This window comes from Streptomyces yangpuensis (genome assembly GCF_001005295.1).
GTDB classification, from domain to species: Bacteria; Actinomycetota; Actinomycetes; order Streptomycetales; family Streptomycetaceae; genus Streptomyces; species Streptomyces yangpuensis.
Map to the genome: position 1 here is coordinate 1,300,753 of NZ_LBMK01000003.1, position 23,789 is coordinate 1,324,541.

Annotated in this window: 23 protein-coding genes; 10 read left to right on the plus strand and 13 right to left on the minus strand. The window is 71.6% G+C overall.

Annotated features, from left to right (window positions below):
* The first annotated feature begins 261 nt into the window (after positions 1–261).
* Complete coding sequence (locus tag AAT21_RS21125) at positions 262–954, plus strand: N-acetylmuramoyl-L-alanine amidase (RefSeq protein WP_046778318.1); 693 nt, start codon at positions 262–264, stop codon at positions 952–954.
* Positions 955–970: 16 nt separating this feature from the next.
* Here the strand turns inward: AAT21_RS21125 and AAT21_RS21130 are convergent, their stop codons facing one another.
* The 5 genes from AAT21_RS21130 to AAT21_RS21150 all read right to left on the minus strand — a co-directional run bounded on the left by AAT21_RS21130 (position 971) and on the right by AAT21_RS21150 (position 7,569).
* Entirely contained in the window at positions 971–2,467 is a 1,497-nt protein-coding gene (locus tag AAT21_RS21130; protein WP_235438990.1) for a M1 family metallopeptidase, read from the minus strand.
* A gap of 119 nt (positions 2,468–2,586) precedes the next feature.
* On the minus strand, positions 2,587–3,636 hold the full coding sequence (locus AAT21_RS21135; protein ID WP_046778320.1) for a DUF5914 domain-containing protein: 1,050 nt from the start codon (positions 3,634–3,636) through the stop codon (positions 2,587–2,589).
* On the minus strand, positions 3,633–4,649 hold the full coding sequence (locus AAT21_RS21140; RefSeq protein WP_046778321.1) for a phytoene/squalene synthase family protein: 1,017 nt from the start codon (positions 4,647–4,649) through the stop codon (positions 3,633–3,635). The genes AAT21_RS21135 and AAT21_RS21140 overlap by 4 nt, the downstream gene beginning before the upstream one ends.
* Positions 4,646–6,166, minus strand: coding sequence for a phytoene desaturase family protein (gene crtI / locus AAT21_RS21145; protein ID WP_046778322.1), 1,521 nt, complete (start codon positions 6,164–6,166; stop codon positions 4,646–4,648). The genes AAT21_RS21140 and crtI overlap by 4 nt, the downstream gene beginning before the upstream one ends.
* Entirely contained in the window at positions 6,163–7,569 is a 1,407-nt protein-coding gene (locus tag AAT21_RS21150; RefSeq protein ID WP_052757911.1) for a polyprenyl synthetase family protein, read from the minus strand. Before AAT21_RS21150 ends, crtI begins: the two co-directional genes overlap by 4 nt.
* A 254-nt stretch (positions 7,570–7,823) precedes the next feature.
* On the opposite strand from AAT21_RS21150, the gene AAT21_RS21155 reads away from it, so the two are divergent.
* The 3 genes from AAT21_RS21155 to AAT21_RS21165 all read left to right on the plus strand — a co-directional run bounded on the left by AAT21_RS21155 (position 7,824) and on the right by AAT21_RS21165 (position 11,406).
* Entirely contained in the window at positions 7,824–9,038 is a 1,215-nt protein-coding gene (locus tag AAT21_RS21155) for a lycopene cyclase family protein (RefSeq protein ID WP_235438996.1), read from the plus strand.
* A 77-nt stretch (positions 9,039–9,115) separates the two neighbouring features.
* A complete protein-coding gene (locus AAT21_RS21160; protein WP_046778323.1) occupies positions 9,116–9,835 on the plus strand; it encodes a class I SAM-dependent methyltransferase in 720 nt (239 codons plus the stop codon).
* Positions 9,832–11,406 (plus strand): FAD-dependent oxidoreductase, encoded by a 1,575-nt coding sequence (locus AAT21_RS21165; RefSeq protein ID WP_079025838.1) that lies wholly within the window; start codon positions 9,832–9,834, stop codon positions 11,404–11,406. The genes AAT21_RS21160 and AAT21_RS21165 overlap by 4 nt, the downstream gene beginning before the upstream one ends.
* Positions 11,407–11,420: 14 nt before the next feature.
* Here the strand turns inward: AAT21_RS21165 and AAT21_RS21170 are convergent, their stop codons facing one another.
* Complete coding sequence (locus AAT21_RS21170) at positions 11,421–11,600, minus strand: DUF6480 family protein (RefSeq protein WP_046778324.1); 180 nt, start codon at positions 11,598–11,600, stop codon at positions 11,421–11,423.
* A 250-nt stretch (positions 11,601–11,850) separates the two neighbouring features.
* Between AAT21_RS21170 and AAT21_RS21175 the strand changes: the two genes are divergently transcribed.
* Complete coding sequence (locus AAT21_RS21175; protein ID WP_046778325.1) at positions 11,851–12,438, plus strand: TetR/AcrR family transcriptional regulator; 588 nt, start codon at positions 11,851–11,853, stop codon at positions 12,436–12,438.
* Positions 12,435–12,815 (plus strand): hypothetical protein, encoded by a 381-nt coding sequence (locus AAT21_RS21180; protein ID WP_046778326.1) that lies wholly within the window; start codon positions 12,435–12,437, stop codon positions 12,813–12,815. The genes AAT21_RS21175 and AAT21_RS21180 overlap by 4 nt, the downstream gene beginning before the upstream one ends.
* Before the next feature lie 118 nt (positions 12,816–12,933).
* Here the strand turns inward: AAT21_RS21180 and AAT21_RS21185 are convergent, their stop codons facing one another.
* Both AAT21_RS21185 and AAT21_RS21190 read right to left on the minus strand, forming a co-directional pair.
* Positions 12,934–13,179, minus strand: coding sequence for a ferredoxin (locus AAT21_RS21185; RefSeq protein WP_046778327.1), 246 nt, complete (start codon positions 13,177–13,179; stop codon positions 12,934–12,936).
* Positions 13,176–14,369, minus strand: coding sequence for a cytochrome P450 (locus tag AAT21_RS21190; RefSeq protein WP_046778328.1), 1,194 nt, complete (start codon positions 14,367–14,369; stop codon positions 13,176–13,178). Before AAT21_RS21190 ends, AAT21_RS21185 begins: the two co-directional genes overlap by 4 nt.
* Positions 14,370–15,077: 708 nt before the next feature.
* Here AAT21_RS21190 and AAT21_RS21195 point away from each other — a divergent pair.
* Positions 15,078–15,923 (plus strand): hypothetical protein, encoded by an 846-nt coding sequence (locus tag AAT21_RS21195; RefSeq protein WP_046778329.1) that lies wholly within the window; start codon positions 15,078–15,080, stop codon positions 15,921–15,923.
* Between the two features lie 165 nt (positions 15,924–16,088).
* Here the strand turns inward: AAT21_RS21195 and AAT21_RS35940 are convergent, their stop codons facing one another.
* From AAT21_RS35940 to AAT21_RS21220, 4 genes are all read right to left on the minus strand, one after another.
* Entirely contained in the window at positions 16,089–16,643 is a 555-nt protein-coding gene (locus AAT21_RS35940) for a LysR substrate-binding domain-containing protein (protein WP_327152754.1), read from the minus strand.
* Between the two features lie 30 nt (positions 16,644–16,673).
* On the minus strand, positions 16,674–17,147 hold the full coding sequence (locus tag AAT21_RS21205; protein WP_046778331.1) for a nuclear transport factor 2 family protein: 474 nt from the start codon (positions 17,145–17,147) through the stop codon (positions 16,674–16,676).
* A gap of 359 nt (positions 17,148–17,506) precedes the next feature.
* Entirely contained in the window at positions 17,507–17,965 is a 459-nt protein-coding gene (locus AAT21_RS21210; RefSeq protein ID WP_046778332.1) for an RpiB/LacA/LacB family sugar-phosphate isomerase, read from the minus strand.
* Positions 17,966–18,503: 538 nt separating this feature from the next.
* A complete protein-coding gene (locus tag AAT21_RS21220) occupies positions 18,504–19,463 on the minus strand; it encodes an alpha/beta hydrolase family protein (protein ID WP_046778333.1) in 960 nt (319 codons plus the stop codon).
* A gap of 173 nt (positions 19,464–19,636) precedes the next feature.
* Here AAT21_RS21220 and AAT21_RS21225 point away from each other — a divergent pair, with 173 nt between their 5' ends.
* Positions 19,637–20,233, plus strand: a complete 597-nt coding sequence (locus tag AAT21_RS21225) for a TetR/AcrR family transcriptional regulator (RefSeq protein WP_046778334.1) — start codon at positions 19,637–19,639, stop codon at positions 20,231–20,233.
* Between the two features lie 181 nt (positions 20,234–20,414).
* On the opposite strand, the gene AAT21_RS21230 is transcribed toward AAT21_RS21225, so the two are convergent.
* Positions 20,415–21,278 (minus strand): LysR family transcriptional regulator, encoded by an 864-nt coding sequence (locus AAT21_RS21230; protein WP_107081354.1) that lies wholly within the window; start codon positions 21,276–21,278, stop codon positions 20,415–20,417.
* Between the two features lie 93 nt (positions 21,279–21,371).
* Between AAT21_RS21230 and AAT21_RS21235 the strand changes: the two genes are divergently transcribed.
* Positions 21,372–22,109, plus strand: coding sequence for an SDR family oxidoreductase (locus AAT21_RS21235; protein WP_046778584.1), 738 nt, complete (start codon positions 21,372–21,374; stop codon positions 22,107–22,109).
* Between the two features lie 562 nt (positions 22,110–22,671).
* Complete coding sequence (locus AAT21_RS21240; protein WP_046778336.1) at positions 22,672–23,697, plus strand: NAD-dependent epimerase/dehydratase family protein; 1,026 nt, start codon at positions 22,672–22,674, stop codon at positions 23,695–23,697.
* Positions 23,698–23,789 lie beyond the last annotated feature (92 nt).

Here is a 23,789-nt window from a genome sequence, read left to right on the forward strand (position 1 = left end):
TTCTCGCTGCCGCGAGGAGAGGACCACCCGGTCGAGTCGGCGAGCTCGGACTCCTGCGCACCGAGCGCGTGGAGTAGCGCGCTCCGGCGGGGACAGGGCTGGTCAGCGCGAGGGCGTGCGCCGAGTGGTGGAGGGACCGGTTGCCGGGGTGTGGGCACTGGTGAAGCATCAGATTACGGGACGTGCCGCCTCCGCATCGTCATTGCGGGATGCGCGGCGCGTCGTCCTCTGCCTGCCTGCTCGACTTCATGAGGAGTGTCCATGGAAGACAGCCCGCTGAGTCGTCGACGGCTGTTGTGGGGTGCCGCCGGCACGGCGGGTGCGGCCCTGGCCGCCGTTGGGCTGCCCCAGCTGATGAGCCCCGAGGAGCAGGCGAAACCTGCGCTGCCGCGCCCCGGACGCAAGGCTCCCGTTGCGGCAGGGCCGCCCTCGGCCCCGCGTACCGACCCCTCGGTGGACTACGCCCCTGCCGTCTGGGTCGAAGCATCCGAGTCCAACTACACGGCCTCCGACCGCCCCGAGGCGTACCCCATCGAATACGTCGTCATTCATCTGACGACGGACACCCTGCCGGTCATGTTCGCCAAGTTCCGGGACGACGCCGAGAGGGTGTCCGCGCACTACATGATCAGCGCGACCGGCACGCGGATCGCCCAGTGCGTGCGCGAGCGCGACGTGGCCTGGCACTCGGGCAGCGTCTGGTACAACTACCGGAGCATCGGCATCGAGCACGAAGGCTGGACCGATCAGCCCGTCTACACCGACGGGATGTACGAGGCGTCCGCCGTGCTCACGGCCACGATCTGCGCGAAGTACGACGTGCCGGTCGACCGGGACCACATCCTGGGCCATGTCGAGGTTCCGCTGTCCACGCACGACGACCCCGGGACCGTGTGGGACTGGGACAAGTACATGAACCTCGTCGGGACCGCGCGCCGGCGCATCAAGGCCTGACACCGCGTCGGCCCCGTCACGCGGGCTTGCCGTGGCCGTGGAGCCACGAGTCCCAGATCGGGTCGAGGTCCCGGCCGGCCGCGGCTTCCACGTACGCGGTGAAGTCGTCCGTCGAGGCGTGGCCGTGCCGGTGGCGCAGGGTCCAGCCCCGCACCAGGGAGCGGAAGCCCTCGTCGCCCAGGGCCTGGCGGACCTTGTGGATCACCATTGCGCCGCGTACGTACACCGGCTGGCCGGAGATGTCCGAAGCGCTCGGCGGATCGGCGGGCGGGAAGTCCCACTCGTCGTCGTCCGCGGCCTTGGCGTGGTTGCGGTCGAAGTGGTCCTGGGCACTGGCCCCGTCGTGGTCCTCGGTCCACAGCCACTCCGCGTAGGTCGCGAAACCCTCGTTGAGCCACATGTCCCGCCAGGTCCGCGGGGTCACGGAGTTGCCGAACCACTGGTGGGCCAGTTCGTGCACCACGTTGGTGGTGTGGAAGATGCCGGCCGGAATGGTCGGCCGGGTCTGCGTCTCCAGGGCGTAGGGCACGTCGGCCGCCTGATCGACGATCAGCCCGGCGGCGGCGAAGGGGTAGGGACCGAACCTCCTCTCGGCCCATTCCATGATCTCGGGGAACCGGCCGAGGACCGCTGTGTCTTCCTCGTCCATGTCCGCGGTCGTGTCCATCGCCGACACGACCGGGACGCCCGATCGGGTCCGGGATGTCCTGATGTCGTAGCTGCCGATGGCCACCGTCGCCACATGGCTGGCCATGGGCTCGGCCTGGTGCCAGTGGAAGGTGGAGCGGTCGCCGCTGGTCCGCCGGGCGCGAAGCTGCCCGTTGGAGATCGCCTGCACCCCCTTGGGGACCGTGATGGTGATGTCGTAGGAGGCCTTGTCCGAGGGGTGATGACTGCCGGGGAACCAGGACATGGAGCCCGTCGGTTCACCGAACGCGACCGCTCCCTCGGCCGTCCTCAACCAGCCCTCGCGCCACCCGTGGTCATGGGTGATCGACTCCGGCGTGCCCGCGTAGCGCACGACGCTGCGGAAGGCAGCGCCCTTCCTGAGGTGATGGCGCGGCTGCAGGGTCAGCTCCTGCCCGTCCTGGCGGACCTGCGCCGTGCCGCCGTCGACCGTGGCACCCAGCACCTCCATGCCGAGGAGGTCGAGATTGAAGGTGCTGAGGTCCGCGGTGGCCTTCGCGGTGATCTCCGCGGTGCCCTTGAGACGGCCGTTGCCGGGGTCGTAGTCCAGGGTCAGGGCGTAGTGGGTGACGTCGTAGCCGCCGTTGCCGAGCTGCGGGAAGTAGGGGTCACCGGCGCCTGCGGCACCGGGGCGCCCGCCCCGGAACACCGTGCCGGGTGCCTTCGTCCGAGCGCTGTCCGAGCCTCGGGGGGCACCCGCCCTCGCTTCCGCGCCGGAGCCGTCCCCGGCCCCGCTGCTGCCGCGGCCGCCGGACTCCGAGCAGGCGGGGAGCACGGCGAGCAGGCCCGCGACGGCGCAGGCGGTCAGACGTCCGGAGGTCTTCACGCAGCCGATCATGACCCAGTACGTGAGCGCTCCGACCTCGCCACGCCGTGTCCGTGGCCCCTCCGGCGGCCAGCCGTGGCGACGGGGTGCACTCCGGCACCCGAAGGCGAGCGCCCATGTCACTGTCCACCAGGGAACCTGCCCGTCGAGCGCAAGTGCCAGCGGCGTTCGGCGTACGACAGGTCGTCCCGCCAGAGCCGCGCCGCCGCCATGCGCATCACGGGGGCAAGGATCGGGGCGGCCTTGCGGGCGAGGGCGAATCCCGGCCGGTCGGAGGCGGCCACCACGGCTTCGATCACTGCCGTCCGCGGACGACCCAGCTCGTCCGGCCCGAGGGGGGTGGCATGGGTTTCCACCACCGACCCCGCGCCTTCCCCCTCGGTGATGCGCATGACGACGGTACGTGGTCCAGGAGCGGTGAAGACCGCCCGCACCGGTACCACCAGGCGTCCGGCCACCTTGAAGGAGACATCGACGGCGAAGCGGTCCTCGTCCCTCTCCTCGCCCTCCTCCTCGTCCTCGGCCTCCGTGTCGTCCCGGCCGGGCGAGCCGACGACCGTGAGGTCGACGAACGAGTAGGGATGGAACCAGGCTCCGTGCCATGGGTCCAGTCGATTGGCCACGACGTCCTCGGGTTCGCAGAGCCCTGTGCCCTCGTACACCGCCGTCACCCCGCGAGCGACGTCCGGCCGTACCGGTACCGCCGGGACATCGAGTGGTTCCTCTCCGCCGACCTCGTCGAGCCGTACCCAGACAAGTACGCCGTCGTCGAAGGCGGGCAGCGGCTCCCAGCCCGCGAACGAGGTTCCGTCGAGGGCGAGTCCGTGCCAATGACACACCAGGGTTCCGCACCGGACGGGGCTGTCCGCCAGAGGGGCCCCCAGGTGCGGGCAGACACCGGGGCCGGCGTGCGGCTGCCCGTCGGCGCCGCGCCAGACCACCACCTCGCGGCCCGCGACGTCGAGGGCCAGGGGGCGGTCGCCCGCCAGTGCGGCGGACGCCCCGACGACGTACCAGTTCCCGGACGGCCGGGCCTGCGCCCGTTTCAACGCCTCCGCGATCAGGGCCGGCCTGGCCTCGCGCCAGGTCGGCCGCTGCCGGTCCCACGGGACAGGCCTGCGGCGCAACGAGAAGGGCAGGGCAGGCCGCCGGAACGGGTCGGGAATCACACGACCTCCTCGGAGACCGCTCGTGCGGGGGCGGCAGGTGGTGTCGGGTGCGTCCGCCGACGCCCTGCCGAGGGCCGCCCGCGGTGACGCAGCCTGGCTGCCACGACCCTGACCAGACCACCCACCGCGACCGTCGCGCGCCTCCGGCGCGGCACCACGGCACGGCGGTGCAGCACGGTATGGCCGTCCCGGGCGACGGCGTCGAGGATGTTCCCGTACAGGATGTACGCGGTGCGGATGCAGGGCCGGGACACCGGATCGAGCATGGCGAGGCCGGGCCGGGCCTCCTGGTAGACACGGCGGGTGAGCGCCTCGAACTCCCGCAGAGCGGCCAGCACACGACGGTCCTGCCTGCCCGTTTCCCGGCACCGGCGCAACAGCTCCCGGTCGACCCCGTGCGCGGCCAGCAGGTCGGCCGGCAGGTACACGCGCCCGCGGTCGAGATCCTCGCCGACGTCCCGCAGGAAGTTGGTGAGCTGGAAGGCAACGCCGAGCGCCGCCGCGTGCGGCTCGGCCTCCGCGCGCGGCACCACCGTGCCCAGCACCGGCAGCATCTGCAGACCGATCACGGCGGCCGAGCCGTGCATGTAGCCGAGCAGGTCGGTGTAGGTGGGGTAGTCCGTCACGACCAGGTCGGACCGCATCGCGGTCATGAAGTCCTGGAAGTGGCGGTGATCGATGGCGTAACGGCGCGCGGTGTCGGCGAGGGCGGCCACTACCGGCTCGGCGTCCCGCCCGTGCCTCAGCCCTTCGGCCAGATGCCGCTGCAGTTCCGCCAGGCGCGCACCGCGCAGACTCTCGTCCGCGGCGGGATCGGGCGAGTCGACGATGTCGTCGGCCCACCGGGCGAACCCGTACAGGGCGTGCACGGCGGGCCTGCGTTCCGCCGGCAGCAGACGGGTGGCGAGGAAGTACGTCTTTCCGTGCGCCGCGTTGAGCTCGCGGCACCGGTGGTAAGCCGCTCGCAGTACCGGGTCGGTGATGCCCGCCGCGTCGAGTTCGCGTCCGGTCATCGGGCTGCCCCTTCGGTCCGGGCGGATGAGCGCCGGGAACGGCCCGTGACTCTGGCTGCCGCCAGCTTCCCCGACACCAGGGTCGTCGGGACGCCCACGCCGGGAGTGGTGCCGCAGCCGGCCAGGACGGCGTTCTGTGTGCCCCGGACCAGATTGCGCGGCCGGAACGGGCCCGTCTGCGGGAACGTGTGCGCCGCCGAGAAAGGGGTGCCCGCCGCATGCCCCTGGCCGAGCCAGTCCGCCGGGGTGACGAGGGCTTCGTCCTCGATGGCCGCCTCGATCCCGTCGAGGCCTCGGCGTTCCAGCTCGCACAGCAGGTCGGCCCGGTAGCGGGGTCCGAGCTCGCCCCATGCGGCGCCTCCGGGCCCGATCTCCGTGTTGGGGCAGGGAGCCAGGATGTAGTGGAGGTGACGGCCGGGTGGGGCGAGCGTGGGGTCGGTGGTCGTGGGCCGGGTGATGAGCAGGGACGGATCGCTCATCAGCCGCCCCTGCCGGGTCAGTTCGTCGAACGTCGACCGCCAGGCGGCACCGAACGAGATCGTGTGGTGGGCCAGCTGGGGCCAGGTACGGTCCGTGCCCGCGTGCAGCACGACGGCGGAGGGGGAGTGCCGCAGCCTCACCGGCCTGAGGGGCCGGCGGCCCAGGAGCCGGTAGGTGACGGGCAGGTCCGGCGTGAGGACGACGGCGTCGCAGGGGATGCGGTCGTTCTCGGTGACGACGGCGGTGATCCGGTCGCCGGAGCGTTCCAGCCGGGTCACCGGCTCGCCGAACCGCAGCTCGGCGCCCGCGTCGGCGGCGGCGTCCGCCATGGCCTGCGGCAGCGCGTGCATGCCGCCGCGCGGGAAGTACACCCCGGCGACCGTGTCCATGTACGCGATGACGGCGTAGGCAGCGAGGGCCCTGGCCGGAGGCACGCCCGCGTACAGGGCCTGGAAGGAGAACACCCGCTGCAACCGCTCGTCCTTCAGGAAGCGGCCGATGCTCCGGTCCAGCCGTCCGAAGCCGCCGAGCGCCGCCAGCCGGGCGAGGTCACCGGTGAGGAGGTCCAGGGGCGAGTCGAAGTTCGCGTCGATGAAACGGCACATCTGAGCCCGGTAGATCTGCTCCAGCCAGATACGCAGCCTCCGGTAGCCCGCCGCCTCACCCGGTCCGGCGAACCGCTCGACCTCCGCGGCCATCGCCTCGCCGTCGGTGTGCACGTCCAGGGTGCTGCCGTCCGCGAATGACGCCCGGTAGGCGGGGCGCAGCGGGATCAGCTCCACGCGCCGGTACAGGCTGTCGCCGACCGCCGCGAAGGCTTCCTCGGCGAGGCCGGGCATGGTCAGCACGGTCGGGCCGGTGTCGATCCGGTAGCCGTTCAGATGGAGGCGGCCCGCTCGCCCGCCGGGCAGGCCGTCCCGTTCGACGACGGTGACCCTGCGCCCCGCGCCCAGGAGGTGGAGAGCCGCCGACAGGCCGGCCAGACCCGCCCCGACCACGACCACGTGGTCCGTGCGGCCGCTCACCGTACGGGTCATCGCCCTACCTCCGGGGTGACGAAGTCCGCCGGGGCGGGACGGGGCGCCGGACGCGATGCCGGACGCGATGCCGGATGGGATGCCGGATGGGATGTGGGACGGGGTGCCGGATGGGGTGCCGGACGGGAGCGGGCGGGCGGGCCGTCCGCGGTACGGGGCACCGTTGCCGCGGTCAGCAGCCGGCGCAGGCGGTCCTTCGCACCCGCGTGGAGCGAAGCCCCGTCGAAGTGGCGCAGCCCCTCGGCCGCCAGTCGATCGATCTTGGTCTCGACCGCCTGCCGGGCACCCGTCCGCACCAGTACCTCCCGCACCTCGTCGAGTCCGGCGGCGGTCAGGTGTGCATCACCCAGGGCTCGTTCGAGCACCGCCAGGGCCGGACGGTCGCCCGTGGCCTCGGCCCGCGTCACGGCGAGCGCGGCCAGATAGGTCGGCTTTCCCTCGCGAATGTCGCCTCCGCAGCTCTTGCCGGTGCGCCCCGGGTCGCCGAAGACGTCGTCGAGATCGTCGCGCAGCTGGAAGGCCAGGCCCACGCAGCGCCCCGTCGAGCACAGCGCGCGTATCGTGCGTTCGTCCGCGCCCGCCACCACCGCACCCAGCGCCAGGGGCCGCTCGACCGAGTACAGCGCGCTCTTGAGATGAGCCGCGCGCAGGGCCTCCGGTCGGGAGCGGGTACCGGTCAGCTGACCTCGGAGGTCGAGGAACTGGCCCGCCACCATCTCGGTGCGCATGTCGCTCCACAGTCGGCGCACCGCGGTCGCCGTCCCCGGGTCGAGCACCGTCTCCGCCACCACGTCGTCCGCCCACGCGAGCGCCAGGTCCCCGGCCAGGATCGCGGCGGCCTCACCGAAACGGGCGGCGCGGGCCGGCGACGCGGCGCTGCCGTACCGGTCCCGGACGTCGGCGTGCAGAGCCGGCCGGCCGCGTCGTAGCGTCGATCCGTCCATCACGTCGTCGTGGACCAGGGCGCAGGTCTGGAGCAGCTCGAGCGCCGCCCCCAGGCGCAGCGCCGCCACGGCCGTCGCCCCGTCGTCCCCGCCGCAGGCGCGCATCGACCACCAGAGGAGCTGGGACCGGGTGCGCTTGCCACCCTCCCGGGTGAAACGCGCGACACGCTCGGCCAGTTCACGGCTGAACAATGGGTCCAGGGCGCCGGTCCGGATGAGGCGTTCGGACAGCACCTGCTCCAGCATGTGCCCGATCGCGGTGGGCACGTCCGCGTCGACGCCGACCGGCCGGGGTGCCGGCAAGGTGTCACCGGGTGCGTCCGCAGCCCCGGGCAGAGCGCCGGCCGCTGCCTGGACCGGCTGCCTCCGCCGCGGCGAGGATCCCGAGGGGGTCGCCGGACGGGGGCCGTGCGACGACTCGGCCGCGGAGTGGTGGTCCTTCGCCTGCGTCGGGCGCATCCCGGTTCCTCTCATCGTGGTATTGATCGCTCATCACGGGTCTTCGGCTTCTTCCCGCGATACGGATGCGGCGCGAAGTGAATGCCTGAAAAATTGCGGATTGCATCCTTCTGGGCGCGCCTGACCGGGTGACGGGTGAAGGATGACCGGCTCACCGGATGACCAGGTGACCGTGAGCGATGCGTGAGAAACGACTGCATCCGATCGCGCACCGCGGAGCGAAGTCGGTCCTGTTACGTGCACACGGACTCGGGATGGAGGCGGCAACCGTGCTCGACGCGGACGTGGCAGTCATCGGGGCGGGAGCCGCCGGGCTGTCCCTGGCCCACCGCTTGAGCGGACACGACTCCGGGGCCCGGACCCCCTCCGTACTCCTCGTCGACGCCCCGCCCGGCCCGCTGCGCCCCGGCCCGCGCACCTGGTGCTTCTGGGAATCGGGCCGCGGCCGCTTCGACGCTGCGGTGCGCTCACAGTGGCGACACCTGCGGGTACGGCCGCCGGCCGGCCCCGCGATCCGGGAGGACATCGCACCACTGCGGTACAAGATGATCCGCTCCGACGACTTCGAGTCCCTGGTCTCCCGGGACCTCGCGCGCAGCCCCAACGTCCGACGCCTGGAGGCGACCGTGGACACCGTGGAGGAGGGTGCGGACGGGGTCCGGGTGCAGATCACCTCGCACGGCGGCCACCAGCAGGCCCTCCGGGCCCGCTGGGTGTTCGACTCGCGGCCGCTGGGCAGTATCCCGGCCGCTCGCACCACGTTGCTGCAGCACTTCCATGGCTGGTTCGTCCGCACGGCTCGGCCCGCCTTCGACTGCGGGACCGCGGAACTGATGGACTTCCGGACGGTACAGCCCGCCGACGGGCTCTCCTTCGGCTACCTCCTGCCCACCGGCCCGCGCGAAGCCCTCGTGGAGTACACGGAGTTCTCCCCGCAGGCGCTGACGGCGAGCGGCTACGAGAGCGCGCTGCGGCACTACACCGAGGAGATCCTGTCCCTCGGTGAACTGGAGATCATCACGACCGAGACGGGTCTGATCCCCATGACGGACGCGCCCATGCCGCGACGCGTCGGCGCGTCGGTGTTCCGGATCGGGGCCGCCGGCGGTGCGACCCGCCCGTCCACCGGATACACCTTCGCCGGACTCCAACGCCAGACGAGCGCGGTCGCCGCCGCGCTGCGGCAGGGGCGCCGCCCGGTCCCGCCGGCCGGCCATTCCCTGCGGGCCCGCACCATGGACGCGGTACTCCTGCGCGCCCTGGACAGCGGCCGGGTCGACGGCCCCGACCTGTTCTGCCGGCTGTTCGCCCGCGTACCGGCAGCGCGCCTGCTGCGTTTCCTCGACGGGCACACCAGCCTGTTCGAGGACCTCGCGGTCGGCCGCCACGCCCCGATCGGCCCCATGCTCCGCAGCGCGGTCGAGCTGCCGGTCCTGCCGCGCCGCCCTTCGCCCGACCCCTTCGCCTGATCCCCTGGCCTGATTCCTTCGCCCGACCCCTTCGCTGATTCCCTTCGTTCCCCGGCTCACCCGCACTTGGAGACGGTATGACCCTGCTGCGCGACGAGGACCTCGCCGCCGCGTTCGACCACGCGTCCCGCAGTTATGACGCGCTGGTGGCCGCGAACCCCGGCTATCACGCCCACCTGCGGCGCTCGGTGCGCCGACTCGGCCTGGCCGGACACGGGGAGGGACTGCGGGTGCTGGACCTCGGCTGCGGGACCGGTGCCTCGACGGCCGCGCTCCGTTCCGTCCTTCCGGCCGCCGACATCACGGCCGTGGACGCCTCGGCGGGCATGCTGGCGCGGGCCGCCGTCAAGCCGTGGGCCGACGGCGTGCGCTTCGTCCACGTCCCCGCCGAGCACCTGGCGGACGCGGACGTCGACGGCCCGTTCGACGCGGTGTTCGCCGCCTACCTCTTCCGCAACCTCACCGATCCCGACGCCGTCCTCGGCACCGTACGCAGCGTGCTGCGACCGGGTGGCCGGCTCGCCGTGCACGAGTACAGCCTCAGCGGCCGCCGCGTCGACCGGGCGGTGTGGACTCTGGTGTGCCGTGGCATCGTCCGGCCCGCCGCGACCCTGCTGGGGGACGGGCCGCTGTACCGCCATCTGTGGCACAGCGTCGTCCACTTCGACCGGGCCGACCGGTTCGCCGCCCGAATCCGCGACGCGGGTTTCGAAAGGGTCCGCGCGCTGCCCCTGCCGGGCTGGCAGACGGGTATCACCCACACCTTCGTGGCCGTACGCGCGGAGGACGCCCGATGACCGGCCTTGCGCAACAGCAGCCTGTCGCGCGCCAGCAGCCTGCCGCGCGCCGCGGCAGGGACCGACGGGCACGCATCCTGCCCGCCCACGCGGGAGCCCGCCACGGACAGGGCCGCCCCACGGCGGCCGTGATCGGAGGCGGGATCGCCGGCCTCGCCGCCGCCACCGCGCTGGCCGAGCGGGGCGTGAGGGTGACGCTGTACGAGCGCGAGCCCTACCTCGGCGGGCGGGCCGGCGGCTGGCCGACCCGATTGCGGGACGGCAGTACCGTGACGATGAGCCGCGGCTTCCACGCCTTCTTCCGCCAGTACTACAACCTGCGTGGCCTGCTGCGTCGTACGGACCCTGCCCTGGCCCGGCTGCACGGACTGCCCGACTACCCCCTGCTGCACGCGGACGGGATGCGTGACAGCTTCCGGCACGTGCCGCGCACCCCGCCGTGGAGTGCGCTCGGCTTCGCGGCGCTGAGCCCGTCGTTCCGGCTGCGGGATCTACGCCTCATGAACCCGGTGCGGGCCCTGCCCCTCCTCGACGTCCGCGTGCCCGACGTGTACCGGCGGCTCGACGACATCAGCGCCTACGACTTCCTGGAGACCATCCGCTTCCCGGAACGGGCCCGCCACCTGGCCTTCGAGGTCTTCTCCCGGAGCTTCTTCGCCGACCCGAGGCGCCTGTCGGCGGCCGAGATGGCGCTCATGTTCCACATCTACTTCCTGGGCTCCGCCGAGGGCCTGCTGTTCGACGTGCCCAGGTCGCCCTACCCGGCTGCCCTGTGGGGTCCCCTGGCCGGATATCTCGAGCAGCATGACGCCGAGGTGCGGACCGGAAGCACCGTGGAGCAGGTCACGCCCGCGCGCGGCGGTGGGTTCGATGTGAGCGCGGACGGCGAGGAGCGCCACCACGACGCCGCGATCCTCGCCCTGGACACCGCCGGCCTGCGTTCCCTGGCGGCCCGCTCGGAACAGCTGGGCGACCCCGGCTGGCGAGAGCGCGTGGCGCGGCTGCGCAATGCCCCGCCGTTCCTGGTCACCAGGCTGTGGCTCGACCGGCCCGTCGCTCCCGACCGGCCCGGCTTCCTGGGCACCAGCGGCTTCGGCGGCCTCGACAACATCAGCGTGCTCAACAGATGGGAGGACGAGGCCGCCCGGTGGGCAGCGCGCACGGGAGGTTCGGTCGTGGAACTCCACGCCTACGCCGTCGACCCTCGCGCTCGGCGCACCGCCGAGGAGCGACGGCTCGTCGGGCAACTCCACCGCGTGTACCCGGAGACCCGGGCGGCCGGGGTCGTCGACGTCCGCCATGAATGGCGCGAGGACTGCCCGCTGTTCGAAGTGGGCGGCTACGCCGAACGCCCCACCGTGCGCACCTCCGATCCAGGCCTGGTGGTCGCCGGTGACGGTGTCCGTTGCGAGCTTCCGGTCGCCCTGATGGAGCGGGCCGCCACCACCGGTTTCCAGGCCGCGAACGCCCTGCTCGAAGGCTGGGGCCTACGCGGGCAGACCCTGTGGACGGTGCCCGACCGCGGCCGAGCCGCCGTACTCCGGCAGGCCGCCGCCTGGGCGAGCCGCTGAGCCGGCGCGGCGGCTCACAAGGTGATCACCCGCACCAGGAAGAAGGCGGCGACGAGAAGAGCGCCGAGCATGATCAGGAACAGCCAGAAGCGAGGATGTTCCCAGATGCCGCCGTCCGGTCGCTCGCGGTGCGCCTCGGCCGTCGACCCCTCGGCGGCGGGTGTCTCACCGGGCGGATGCAGGGGCTCAGTCATGATCACTCCTCTGCGAGTGCGAGATGCATCCCCATGCGATCACGAAAGCCGCTGGGGATGTCATGCCATGGCCTCTTCGCTCCTGGCACCGCGTTCGGATGCGCTGCGGTCGGTGAGGGCGGCGGTGGGTGAGGGCAGCGGTGGGTGCGGCCACCGCGGCGATCCGTCAGCCACGGGCACAGGAAGCGCGGACCGCGCGACGTACGTCCTTGCTTGATAACCATACGGGTCGACCCGTATGGTTATTGCCATGAGCTCTTCTCCGCCCTCCAGAGGGCGTCCCAGGGATCCCCGTTCACACGAGGCGATCGTCGGCGCGGTCAGCGAACTGCTGGCCGAGGTCGGCTACGCCGCGACATCGATCGGGGCAGTGGCCGCCCGTGCCGGTGTCGGCAAGGACACGGTCTACCGTCGGTGGCGGGGCAAACCGGAGCTGGTCTTCGAAGCCGTGTTCACCACCACTGATCTTGCGCCCACCCCGGACACCGGAACGCTGGCCGGGGATCTGACCGCCCTGCTGCAGGGCCTCGTCGAGGAGTTCGAGGCACCGGCAGCCGCAGCGGCACTTCCGGGGCTGCTGGCCGACTTCGCCGCCGATCCGGTGCTGAGAACCGGTATCCGCGACCAGTTCCTGGCGCCCTCCAAGCAGCGGCTTGCAGCGGTCTTCGAGCGCGCTGCGGAGCGCGGCGAGATCGCGTCCGACACGCCCGTGGACCTCGTCCTGGACACGCTGGCCGGAGCCGTGTTCTTCCACATCGGTCTGGTCGGGGAGAGCCCCGACCCTCAGCTGGCCGGCCGGCTGGCTGCCGTCATAGCCAAAGGAATCGAGATCCGATGAACGGCTGGCTCCTCGCAGCGGGCATCACCGCGTTCGGTGTGGCAGCGGTCCACTTCGCCGCCGGGCATCGGGACGTCGTCCGCCCCCTGCTGTCCGGCGGTCTCGCCGACGAACCCAAGCGGGTCCTTCATGCCGTGTGGCACATGGTCAGTGTCGACCTGGTGCTCTCCGCGGCCGTCCTGGTCCACCTCGCCCTCGCGGGCGACCTGCCGGTGACCCGCCCGCTGGGGTGGTTCGTGGCCGCGCACTTCCTCGCGTACTCGGCCGTCTTCCTCGTCATCACGCTGTCGGTCGGGTGGCGGAAGCCGCTGCTCCGCCTGCCGCAATGGATCCTGCTCCTGCCGGTCGCGGTCCTGGCCATGGCGGGCACCGCGTAGCCGCCGGCCTGGACCGCGCAGGCCTTCTTCACCGCGCACGGACACGTCAGGGGTGGGTCTGGTCCGGCCGTACCGGTTTCGCCGGCCTCGGCTCATACGGCTTATCCGGCTGTCCGGCTCAGCCGGACGGGAGCCGGAGCTCTGCGGGGCCACCGGTGTCAGGCTCGCTGAGGGTGATCGCCCCGGAGGGGCACATGCCGGTGGCCATGCGGGCGGCCGCGACGTGGGCTGCGGCCGGCTCGGCCCGCAGCAGGACCACCAGGCCGTCCTCGGTGTCCTGGTCGAAGACGTCCGGGGCGGTCATGGCGCACATCCCGGCGCCGATGCACCGCCCGCGGTCGATGCTCAGGCGAGCCGTGCTCATTTCGCGTCCCAGGTGACCGGGAGGCTCTTGACGCCGTAGATGTCCGCGCTCTCCGGCCGCAGGCGGACCTCGTCGGCCGGTACGGCCAGGCGCAGCGTGGGGAAGCGTTCGATCAGGGCGCGGAACGCCACCCGCATCTCCGTACGGGCCAACTGCTGGCCCAGGCACTGGTGGATGCCGTGGCTGAACGCCAGGTGCCCTTCGTGCGGCCGCCGGAGGTCCAGGACGTCGGGGTCGGTGAAGCGGGCGGGGTCGCGGTTGGCCGTGTTGAACGACAGGACGACCGTCGTGCCGGCTTCGATCGTCTGTCCGCCCACCTCGACGTCCTCCAGCGCCGTACGGTGGAAGGTCTTGGCGACACTCAGGTACCGCAGCAGTTCCTCCACCGCGCCGTCGGTGAGCGAGGGGTCGGCGCGCAGGGCGGCCAGTTGCTCCGGGTTCTGCAGGAGGGCGAAGGTGCCGAGGGACAGCATGTTCGCGGTGGTGTCGAAACCAGCCGCGAGCAGAATGAGGCTGATCCCTTTCAGTTCCTCATCGGTGAGATCGCTGTCGGTGAGCTCGCTCAGCACGTCGTCGGTGGGGTTCGCGCGCTTGGCCGCCACCAGCCGGGCGAGGTACTCCTGGGTCGCGGTGTAGGCGGCGATCAGCTCCTCGTCGCTCACCTCCCCACCCATGAACGCGTCGATCTGCCCCTGGAAGGACGCCCGGTCCTCGTAGGGCACGCCCAGGATCTCGCAGATCACGATGGTGGGGATCGGTTTGGCGAACGCGGTCACCAGGTCCGCCGAAGTCCCTGCCTTCTCCATGGCGTCGAGGCAGTCGGCGGTGATCTGCTCGATGCGCTCGGTCAGCATCCGCATCCGCCGCACGGTGAACTTGCCCACCAGCGGCTTGCGGTAGAGGCTGTGCTGAGGATCGTCCATGAGGAGGAACTCGCCGGGCGGCGCCGGAGGGAGCTCGAAGTCGACGACGTTCATCAGCTCCTTGCGCGAGCTGAACCGCGGGTCGGCCAGGACCGACCTGACCAGGTCGTACCCGGTGATCAGCCAGCCGGGCTTCCCGCCGGGGTGGGTGAAACGGCTGATGGGGGCGCGCCGTTGGGCGTCGGCCAGCCCAGTCGGCGGATCGAACGGGCAGCCCGGCCGGCGCTCCGTCGGCATCGCCTCGACCGTGTGAACGGACTCGTTCATCGCACGCTCCTCATCTCGCGATATGACGCGTTTGGTGTCCCCCGAAAGCTACGTTGCATTCAGAATGTGGTCAATTCCCGGAACGCATAATCGCAGCTAGACGGAGGCAAATTGATGCAATGGTCTGCGTTCGAATGCAACAGCGCATTGCAATGAGTGAGAGCGAAGGCAATACTGGCCCCCGCGCGACGCGGGCCGAGCGGCGGGCGGAACGGCGGGCGACGGGATCGTCGAGCTGGCGGTCAGGTCCGGGATGCCGAGGATGACGGCACGCGTAGGGCGGAGCGTTCCTGGAGCACGTCATCCACGACATGCGGGAGTCAGCCGACCGCCGGCGCCCCTCCTCATGTGACGGACTACCGCGCGCCGGGACTACGAGAAAGATCACCCGCACCGGCCGCGCCACTTCTTCGCCCCGCCCGGACTGCGAAGGGGGTACCGGTGACGGGCATGGCCGAGTGGCCCGGGCGCCGGGATCCCCGCACCACCCGCGAGAGGCAGCGATATCCGACCTTCACGCGTGAGACCGAGCTGAGCCTTCCGCTGGGGTTCGATGCGGCGATCCTTGCGGCGGGACCTTCACGTCCGTTGACGACAAGCCCCTAATAGGCTGACGTTTGGTCATACCGGCACATAAGCGCAGTGGTTGTGGATAGCGTCGCCTGCGCACTGCAGACTCCTCTGCCCATCGTCACGCCCGGAGACCACATGCGCCGCTCCGCCCTTGGCACCGCCACCGTCACCGCCGCCGCCCTGGCAGCAGTCCTTGCCCTCACGTCCTGCTCCAACTCCTCGACCGGCGCCGCGGACGATGCTTCCCAACCGTCCCCCGCGGGATCCTCCGCAGAGGCCTCCGCCGGGGCGACCGAGCCCGGAGGGGCCACCGCCACCCCGGCGCAGCCCGCAGACTTCGCCGGTACCGCCCACGTCACCGACGCCGACAACTACACCTTCGACATCACCTACTCCTACCGCACGACCGGCGTGCAGAAGGACACCACCAACGACAAACCGGGCTACTCCTCCGCCCTCATCAGGACCAATACGGAGCTGACGGTCACCAACACCACCCCCGGGCGCACCCTGTCCTTCAAGCCTGTGAGCGGTATCGTGGCGCCCTTCGGCGATCCCCAGCTCCAGGTGCTCGCCTACTTCAACCCGGGCCGTGCCGTGTGCTCCCTCGAAACCGTCAACTCCTTCCTTGCCACGAAGGAGAAGCCCCAGGCAGGCTGCACCGTCCAGCTCAGCTTCGCCCGCCCCGCCACCACTCTCACCGCCGGCAGCAAGGACACGCCTGAGGTGTTCAAGGGCCTGCAGAACGGCCAAGGCACGGCCGGCGTGGCAGGCGTGCCCGACGCCCGATGGGCTGCCGTTGAGGCCGAGTTGCGTGCCCCCGACAACTTCCTCATTGCGTACGTCGGAGCCGACACCGACCGGTTCAAGAGCTACCTCTGCTCCGAGAAGATGTCCAAGCTCACCCCCTTCGTCGTCAGCGCCAAGCCTGGCTGCCTCAACCTGAATCCCAGCGCAGTGCGTCAGCCCAAGACCTCCTAGCGACCCGAGTCCGAGATTCGTTCGTCAGGGTCGGGCAGTTGGCCATGATCAAGGGGTGGCGGCCTCGGTGCCCCGGCCCCGCCCGGGAGCAGTCCGGCGGCCTCGCGGCTGCCGGGCACCGGATCTTGCGGTCGTTGTGTATCCGTCACCGCCCGGCCCGGTCGGTCAGGGGCTTGCGTGAAACGTCAGTTGGCGCGCGAACACTGCCTGGACGGTTTCGGAGGCCAGGTCACGCAGCCAGCCATGGGCGCGGTCGTCGTCGTAGCGCTGGTGCCACAGCAGGTACAGAGGGACCTCGGGCAGCGGGAGCGGCAGTGGCAGCGTGACCAGGCCGAGCTGGTCCCGGGTCGCCCGGGTGACCGCGTCCGGGAGGGTGACGACCAGGTCGGTGTCGAGGGCGAGTTGCAGGGTGAAGGCGGCGGTGGGCCCGGCGGCGGCGATGCGTCGCTCCAGGCCGCGGGCGGTCAGGGCGTCGTCGATCGGGTCGCGCAGGCTTCCGCGTCGCGAAACGGCGAGGTGTTGGGCTGCCGCGTAGCGCTCGATGGTGAGCGGGCCGTCGGTGAGGGGGTGGCCCGGTCGGACGACGACGACCAGCCGGTCACTGCCGACGAGGCGGTGACGGATGCCGGGGAGCGTCGGAGCGCCCGCGCTCGATTCGAGGTCGACCTCACCCCGGCGAAGCTCGGCGTCGTCCGTCCCGGGTTCGGCCGACAGGCGCAGCCGGACGCCGGGGTCGCCCGGGAGCCGTCCTCATGACCGGCCGGACCCGTCGAGGCGTTCCGTGGGACCGGCGAACGAGAGGAAGAGAGTCCGCGTGGTGAGCAGCCAGGTGTCGTCCACCTTGCGGAAGATGTCTTCGTAGTGCCCCACCTGGACCGGGGGCCGCGGCGGTACGAGGCCCTCGCTGTAGCCGTCGACACGGTACGTGGTGAAGTAGGTGGTGGCGGAGGCGGTGTCCGCAGAGGTCACGTCGACCAGGATGTTGGTGCAGATGCGGCGTGAGAGTCGGTCTGCGGGCCGGTTGCCGAAGTAGACGCGCAGGGCGTCGTGACCTGCAATGCGGCGGTCACCGGCGGGCCATTCCCAGGTGCCGTCCGGTGTGAAGAGGTCCGCCACCGAGCCCGGGTCCCCGAGGTCGAGCCGGTGGACGAACTCGACGACCAGCCGCTCACAAGCCCGCTCGGCGAGCAGGCGCTCCATCGGGTCAAGAGTTTCAGTATTCATGATCAACTCATATCAGGTCGCCCCTGGAAGGGTGGTGGACACCGCCTGCTCCGAGGTTGTGGGCCCTCCCGGCGCGGCCCCGGGCGAGGCCGGAGTGGGCGAGACCCAGGAGCCGTCGAAGCCGTCCTCGGCCTCGCGCTCCTTACCGCCTGCGGCCTTCCCGGCCCCAGTCGTACGCTGGGCACGCGCCTTCGGCCGGATCGTGCCGCACCGCGCCGCCGACCTGCAGGCGCTGAGCGAGCCGGAGGCCGCCCGGGCATCACGGTGGAGAACGCAGATCGGTCTTCCAACAGCAGGTCGGCCGTCGGCTCTGGCCGCACATGTGGCCCTCCGTGTCCGCCGGCGTCTCCGCGTTCATTTCAGGGTGTGGTCCTCGTCGTGTCGTCGAGCCGGTTGACGCGCGACACGTTCTCCCGGTCCTCGGCGTCCGTGCTCGCCTCGGCGGCGAACCAGGCGTCGAGGATCTCCCCGAGGAGCGGTTCCGAGGTCAGGCGCAGGCTGAGCGCGAGCACGTTGGCGTCATTCCAGCGGCGCGCACCGTCCGCGGTGTAGGCGTCCGTGCACAGGGCTGCGCGTACACCGGGAAGCTTGTTCGCCGCGATCGACGCGCCCGTACCGGTCCAGCAGCATACGACCGCCTGGTCGGCGTTCCCGGCGGCCACGTCGCGGGCCGCCGCCTCCGAGCAGGCTGCCCACTGCGGATCGTCGCCGGGCCTGAGCGCCCCGTACGTCATCACGTCGTGTCCGCGGTCGCGTAGTTGCCCGAGGAGTGCGCGAGCCACGGGTTCGTCCATGTCCGAGGAAACAGAAATCCGCATGCCCCGAGACTAACCAGCCGTGGGAGGACGGTCGCCGCAGGTCGCGGTTCTGGGGGCAGCAGTACCACCAGGCCACCCCCACCCCCNCCCCGCCCAAGCCGGTCGCGGACCGCATCGGCACGGCGGTGTGCGACCGCCGGCAGTCCGTGGTTCGCGGCCGGCGTCGCAAGGAGGCCGCCACCAGGAGTGGTATCACCGTCGGGACCCGCGCCCGGGGCGCCGACGACCGCCACGTGCACGCGATCGTCGCCGAGGGGCTGCGGGAGATCTACTTCCAGGACGGCGGAACCCGAGCCGACCGGCTCCGCGTCGGGTTCGCCGACATCGACTCCTTCGACGTCTCCTTATGAACCCGGAAGATGCGTGGCACGGAACCGCCTTCGGACGGGTCGCTGTCAGCCCCGTGGCGCTGTCGGCTGCGGGCAGGGCTGCCGTCGTACGTCACACGTCACCGCCCCGGGCCGACATCCTTCAGCGGCGCACGAGTACCGGCCCGCCGAGTGACCCCATGCGCGCCCCCGGGCCGACGCGGCGGGGCCTACTTGGATTCGACTCGTCCTGCCGGGTGGGGTGCGATGGCCAGTGCCTCCTGGGCGGTCTGCCAGGCGTTGTCGCCGGGGTGGAGCCGGCTGCGGAGGTATGCCGCGGTGAGCCGGGCCAGGGCGGCGACTCGCTCGGGGTTTTCGTCGGTGGTCTCGGCGGCGTCGTAGCCGGCGATCCCGCCGAGTCCGTGCTCCGCGTCGAACAGGGTGAGCAGGGTTTTGGGGCCGGGGGCGAGGGTGTAGGGGTCGGCGTGCCAGTCCGGGCCCATGTCGGTGAAGTGCCGGGGGTCGTCCTTGTCGCCGGTGACGACCAGCGTGGGTGCGGTCATGGTGGAGAAGTCGACGGCCCCGATGACCGGCCACTGCTCCGCCATGGGCCCGTTGAAGACATCGCCGCCCCTGCCGGGCGGGGCGAGCAGTACCCCGGCCTTGATCCGCGGCTCGAGGAGGTGTACGAGGTTGCCGGTGCCGGGGTCGGTGAGTCCGGCACCCAGCAGGAGGGCGGCGGTGAAGCCGCCGAGCGAGTGTCCGGCGACGGCGACCCTGGTGGGGTCGATCCGCCCGGCGAGCTGCGGCACGGCGTTCTCGATCGCTTCGAGCCGGTCGAGGACGTGGGTCATGTCCTCGGCGCGGGAGCGCCAGAAGTCGGGTGCTCCGGGGGCGTCCGCGACCAGGGCGGTCAGTGTCCTGGAGGTGAGGTGGGTGGGCTGGACGACGACGAATCCGTGTGCCGCCCAGAAGTTGGCGAGCGGCGCGTAGCCGTTGAGCGAGGAGAGGTGGTGCGAGGGGCCGTGGCCGTGGGAGAGGAGGATGACGGGCAGGCTCGTTCCGGTCGCGGGCGCCGAGACCCGCACGTGGAGGTCCACGGGACGACCGGGCACGGACAGGACTACGGGGCTGAAGGACAGGACCGGGGCAGCCGTGCCCAAGGCGTCGGCGGTGATGGCTGTGCTCACGGCGTGGATTCCCTTTCGGTGGCGCCCGCCGCCCGCCCGCCGGGCTCTCTCGGTCGGCGGGCGGACAAGGCGGTCAGGGGTGTCCCGCTTCGACTAAGCTGAAACGGAACGCTGCTCCATTTACTATCTGGAGCATCGCTCCGTTTTGTCAACCGGTGTCGAAGGAGAACGCGATGACCGCCGAGGACCCAGCAGCGGATCCGCCGTCCCGAAGCAAGCGGGCCGACGCCCGGCGCAACCGGGAGACGGTGCTCACTGCCGCAGCCGAGGTGTTCGTCACCTCCGGCGTCGACGCACCGATCCGCCGGATCGCGGACCGGGCGGGCGTCGGGATGGCCACGATCTACCGCCACTTCCCGACCCGGGCGGACCTGGTCACCGCGGTGTACCAGCACCAGATCGAGGCATGCGCCGAAGCCGGCCCGAGGCTGGCGGCCGACGCGGATTCCCCGCTCGACGCACTGCGCCAATGGATCGACCTCTTCGTCGACTTCCTGGTCACCAAGCACGGCCTCGCCGACGCACTTCAATCCGACAGCGACCGCTTCGCCGCGCTGCACGCCTACTTCCTCGACCGCCTGCTGCCCGTCTGCGCCCAGTTGCTCGACGCCGCGGTTGAGGCCGGCGAGATCAGGCCCGGCACGCAGCCCTACGAGCTGATGCGCGGCATCGGCAACCTCTGCATCGGACGCGACAACGACCCCCGCTACGACCCCCGACGCCTGATCGCCCTCCTCCTCCAGGGACTCCAGCGATCCGGGCAGGCCTGATGCCGACGGGCGGCATCATGCCCGGGGCGCTGCCATGCGATCCGAACGGTTACTTCTCAGGCGATCCGGTCTGGTTCGCTCGCCGTTTCGGATGATCTGGTCCGGCGGTCCGCTTCTTCCGTCCCACCGGCTCGGTGGCGTCTGAGCCGTTCCGGGTGTGGCCGACGGGGTCAGGTCCTGGTCATAGCCGTGCGGCCGTGCGCACCAGGCCCGCCAGGGTGAGGGAGCGGCTGTGCGCGGGCCAGGCGAGGTGGGTCACGACGGGAGGTGCGTCGGTCAGGGGGACGGCCGCGTGCTCGGTCCACAGCCAGGAGCGGGCGGAGTCGGGGACGACCGCCACGGTGCGCCCGAGGGCGATCAACTGGGCCAGTTGCGTCTGGTTGTGGATCTCGGGGCCCGGGCCGGGTGCGTAGGTGCCGTGGGTGGGCCAGCGGGCGAGCGGCAGATCGGGGACGTCTCTGACATCGGCCAGGGACAAGGTCTCGCGGGCGGCGAGCGGGTGCCCGGCCGGCAGGACGGCGACCTGTCCCTCGGTCGTCAGTGCCTCGCTGTCGAACCCCGCGAGGGAGTTCCACGGCGCGTGCATCAGCGCGACATCAGCACGTCCGTCGCGCAGTAGCTCCTCCTGCTCGCACATACCGCACAGCAGCACCTCGATCTCGGCACTGTCGGGCTCGGCCGCATAGGCGTCGAGAAGCTTCCGCAGCAGTTCGTGGGACGCGGCGGCCTTCACCGCGAGGACCAGCCGACCGCGGGGGCCGCCAGGGCTGTCGTCGCCGCCGGCGCGTCGGGTGCGGCGAACGGCGGCCGCGGTCGCGTCGAGGGCCGCCCGGCCCTCGTGCAACAGCACCTCTCCGGCGCCGGTCAGGCGGACGCCACGGCGGTCGCGCTGCAACAGGCAGACCCCGAGGCGCCGTTCGAGCTGCTGGATCGCCCGCGACAGGGGCGGCTGAGCCATGCCGAGGCGCTCGGCGGCGCGCCCGAAGTGCAGTTCCTCGGCGACAGCCACGAAGTACCTCAACTCGCGGGTCTCCAGGGTGTCCACGGCCGGCAGCATACGCGGTGATACCTGCCGGGTATGACAGGGCACCGTACCGGTCTTGGCCGCACCACCCGCCCACGGGCCAACATCATCAGCATGAGCGAAACAACCACCGCGCTGGTGACCGGCGCGAACAAGGGCATCGGCTACGAGATCGCGGCCGGACTGGGCAGCCTCGGCTACCGCGTCGGTGTGGGAGCCCGCGACGCCACCCGACGCGAAACCGCCGTCGGCAAACTGCGCGCCGCCGGCGTGGACGCGTTCGGGGTGCCGCTGGACGTGACCGACGACCAGAGCGTCACCGAGGCCACGGAACTGATCGAACGGCTGGCCGGGCGTCTGGACGCCCTGGTCAACAATGCCGGCATCTCGGGCGAGATGGACCCGGGGTGGGTGCAGGACCCGACCGTGCTCGACCTGGAGGTGCTCCGCGCGGTCGTGGACACCAACGTCATGGGTGTCGTCCGGGTGACCAACGCGATGCTGCCGATGCTGCGGCGTTCGGCCTCGCCACGCATCGTCAATGTCTCCAGCAGCGTCGGCTCCCTGACCCGGCAGGCGGACCCGGACATCGAGATCGGCCCGGTCATGGCGGCCTACGCGCCGTCGAAGTCGTTCCTCAACGCCCTCACCGTGCAGTACGCCCGGCAGTTCGCCGATACGAACATCCTGATCAACGCAGCCTGCCCAGGACTGGTCGCGACCGACTTCACAGGCTTCCACGGACCCCGCACTCCTGAACAGGGCGCGACCACGGCGATACGGCTCGCCACCCTGCCCGACGGCGGCCCGACCGGTTCGTTCTTCGAGGACGACGGCGTCGTCCCCTGGTGACGAAGCCTTCCCAGGGAAACCCGGCGGCGGCGTCTCGATCGGGGCGGAAGCCGGCAGGCAGATGAGGGTGCAGGTGCCGGCGGGTCCGGGCATCGGGCGCAGAGCCACCGGGCCACGCGTCGCCAGGACGATTCTTCACGGAGGAACCCACTCGGTCGTTCCGGCCCGCCGGGCCGGAACGGTCCGGTTCTGACGGCAGATGCCTGACTCACCTCACGCCGTCGAGAAGCCCGTCCGGGACCGTGGGCGGGGACCAGAGGTCGGCGAGCAGCGCAGACTCCGATCCTCACGGCGGTTTCTCCACGGTTGACAGGGGAAGGCGCTGGCCAGGTGACCGGACCGACGGGGCGGCCCCGTCGCCGTATGGGCCCGAGTCCCAGATGGGAGCTGGTGACATGTCCTCCGAATCAGGCCTCAGTCGCTCGCTGCTCAGCCCTGCCGGCCCCGCGGCCATCGAGCGACGACCACCCCAGGTGGAGCCTCCGGCCAGTCGGCCGAGCGCGCGGCACGTCACGCGGCACGGACGGCGGCACCATCCGCACAGCCGGGCGGGGAGGGCGTCATGAGGGTCGTGGTGACCGGAGCCACCGGCAACGCAGGGACGAGCGTGGTCCGCGCCTTGGCGGCGGACTCGAGAGTGACGGATGTCCTCGGTATCGCACGTCGCCTTCCCGGCCTGGACATTCCGGGGGTGCGGTGGGCAGAGGCAGACATCGATCCCGGCGGGGCCCACCTGAGCGACCTGTTCTCCGGGGCGGACGCGATCGTCCACCTGGCCTGGAAGTTCCAGCCCACGCACGACCCGGTGGAGACCTGGCGTACCAACGTGCTCGGCGGCATCCGCGTCTTCGAGGCCTGCGCAGCCGCCGGGGTGCACGTCCTGGTGCACGCCTCCTCGGTCGGCGCGTACTCGCCTGGCCCGGCCGACGGCCGGCCCGTCGACGAGTCCTGGCCCACACACGGCTGGCCCGGTGCCCCGTACACCCGGGAGAAGGCCTATCTGGAGCGGTATCTCGACGGCTTCCAACTGGCCCACCCTCGCATGAGGGTGGTGCGGATGCGGCCCGGCTTCCTGTTCAAGACGGCCGCGGCATCCGAGCAGCGCCGGATATTCGCCGGCCCGCTCCTGCCCTGGCGGCTCGTCCGGCCCGGGCTCATCCCGGCACTGCCGGACATCACGGGGTTCCGCTTCCAGGCCCTGCACACCGACGACGCCGCCGAGGCCTACCGGGCCGCGGTACTACGGCCCGTCCGCGGACCGTTCAACCTGGTCGCCGACCCCGTGCTGGACATTGCGGCCGTGGCCCGACTGCTCGATGCACGGACCGTGCCGATGCCTGCCGGAGCGGCACGGGCCGCCCTGGCCGCGGCATGGAGCCTGCACATGGCCCCCGCTCACCCTGGCCTGCTGGATGCCGTCCTGCGACTGCCGCTCCTCGACGCCGGACGAGCCCGTGACGAACTGGCCTGGGCTCCTGCACACACCGCCACGGACGCCGTCGGAGCCTTTCTCGAAGGCCTCCGCCACGGGACCGGTCTCGACACCCCACCGCTCGCCGCGGCGGCGGGCGGCGCCGCGGACCGGTAGCACACCGAAACCATCCGGAGGGAGGCAAGGAGGCTCGCGATGCCCAGAGGTTCGTACGGGAACCTCGGATCCCGGCGTGACGGCGGCGACAA

Bases quoted from the DNA above. Each gene is read 5' to 3' on its own strand.
- crtI (WP_046778322.1), bottom strand. From the start codon at position 6,166: ATGACCCGTACGGTGAGCGGCCGCACGGACCACGTGGTCGTGGTCGGG.
- AAT21_RS21180 (WP_046778326.1), top strand. From the start codon at position 12,435: ATGAACGGCTGGCTCCTCGCAGCGGGCATCACCGCGTTCGGTGTGGCA.
- AAT21_RS21165 (WP_079025838.1), top strand. From the start codon at position 9,832: ATGACCGGCCTTGCGCAACAGCAGCCTGTCGCGCGCCAGCAGCCTGCC.
- AAT21_RS21205 (WP_046778331.1), bottom strand. From the start codon at position 17,147: ATGAATACTGAAACTCTTGACCCGATGGAGCGCCTGCTCGCCGAGCGG.
- AAT21_RS21150 (WP_052757911.1), bottom strand. From the start codon at position 7,569: ATGCGCCCGACGCAGGCGAAGGACCACCACTCCGCGGCCGAGTCGTCG.
- AAT21_RS21225 (WP_046778334.1), top strand. From the start codon at position 19,637: ATGACCGCCGAGGACCCAGCAGCGGATCCGCCGTCCCGAAGCAAGCGG.
- AAT21_RS21140 (WP_046778321.1), bottom strand. From the start codon at position 4,649: ATGACCGGACGCGAACTCGACGCGGCGGGCATCACCGACCCGGTACTG.
- AAT21_RS21195 (WP_046778329.1), top strand. From the start codon at position 15,078: ATGCGCCGCTCCGCCCTTGGCACCGCCACCGTCACCGCCGCCGCCCTG.
- AAT21_RS21210 (WP_046778332.1), bottom strand. From the start codon at position 17,965: ATGCGGATTTCTGTTTCCTCGGACATGGACGAACCCGTGGCTCGCGCA.
- AAT21_RS21240 (WP_046778336.1), top strand. From the start codon at position 22,672: ATGAGGGTCGTGGTGACCGGAGCCACCGGCAACGCAGGGACGAGCGTG.
- AAT21_RS21125 (WP_046778318.1), top strand. From the start codon at position 262: ATGGAAGACAGCCCGCTGAGTCGTCGACGGCTGTTGTGGGGTGCCGCC.
- AAT21_RS21190 (WP_046778328.1), bottom strand. From the start codon at position 14,369: ATGAACGAGTCCGTTCACACGGTCGAGGCGATGCCGACGGAGCGCCGG.
- AAT21_RS21235 (WP_046778584.1), top strand. From the start codon at position 21,372: ATGAGCGAAACAACCACCGCGCTGGTGACCGGCGCGAACAAGGGCATC.
- AAT21_RS21155 (WP_235438996.1), top strand. From the start codon at position 7,824: ATGGAGGCGGCAACCGTGCTCGACGCGGACGTGGCAGTCATCGGGGCG.
- AAT21_RS21175 (WP_046778325.1), top strand. From the start codon at position 11,851: ATGAGCTCTTCTCCGCCCTCCAGAGGGCGTCCCAGGGATCCCCGTTCA.
- AAT21_RS21185 (WP_046778327.1), bottom strand. From the start codon at position 13,179: ATGAGCACGGCTCGCCTGAGCATCGACCGCGGGCGGTGCATCGGCGCC.
- AAT21_RS21170 (WP_046778324.1), bottom strand. From the start codon at position 11,600: ATGACTGAGCCCCTGCATCCGCCCGGTGAGACACCCGCCGCCGAGGGG.
- AAT21_RS21160 (WP_046778323.1), top strand. From the start codon at position 9,116: ATGACCCTGCTGCGCGACGAGGACCTCGCCGCCGCGTTCGACCACGCG.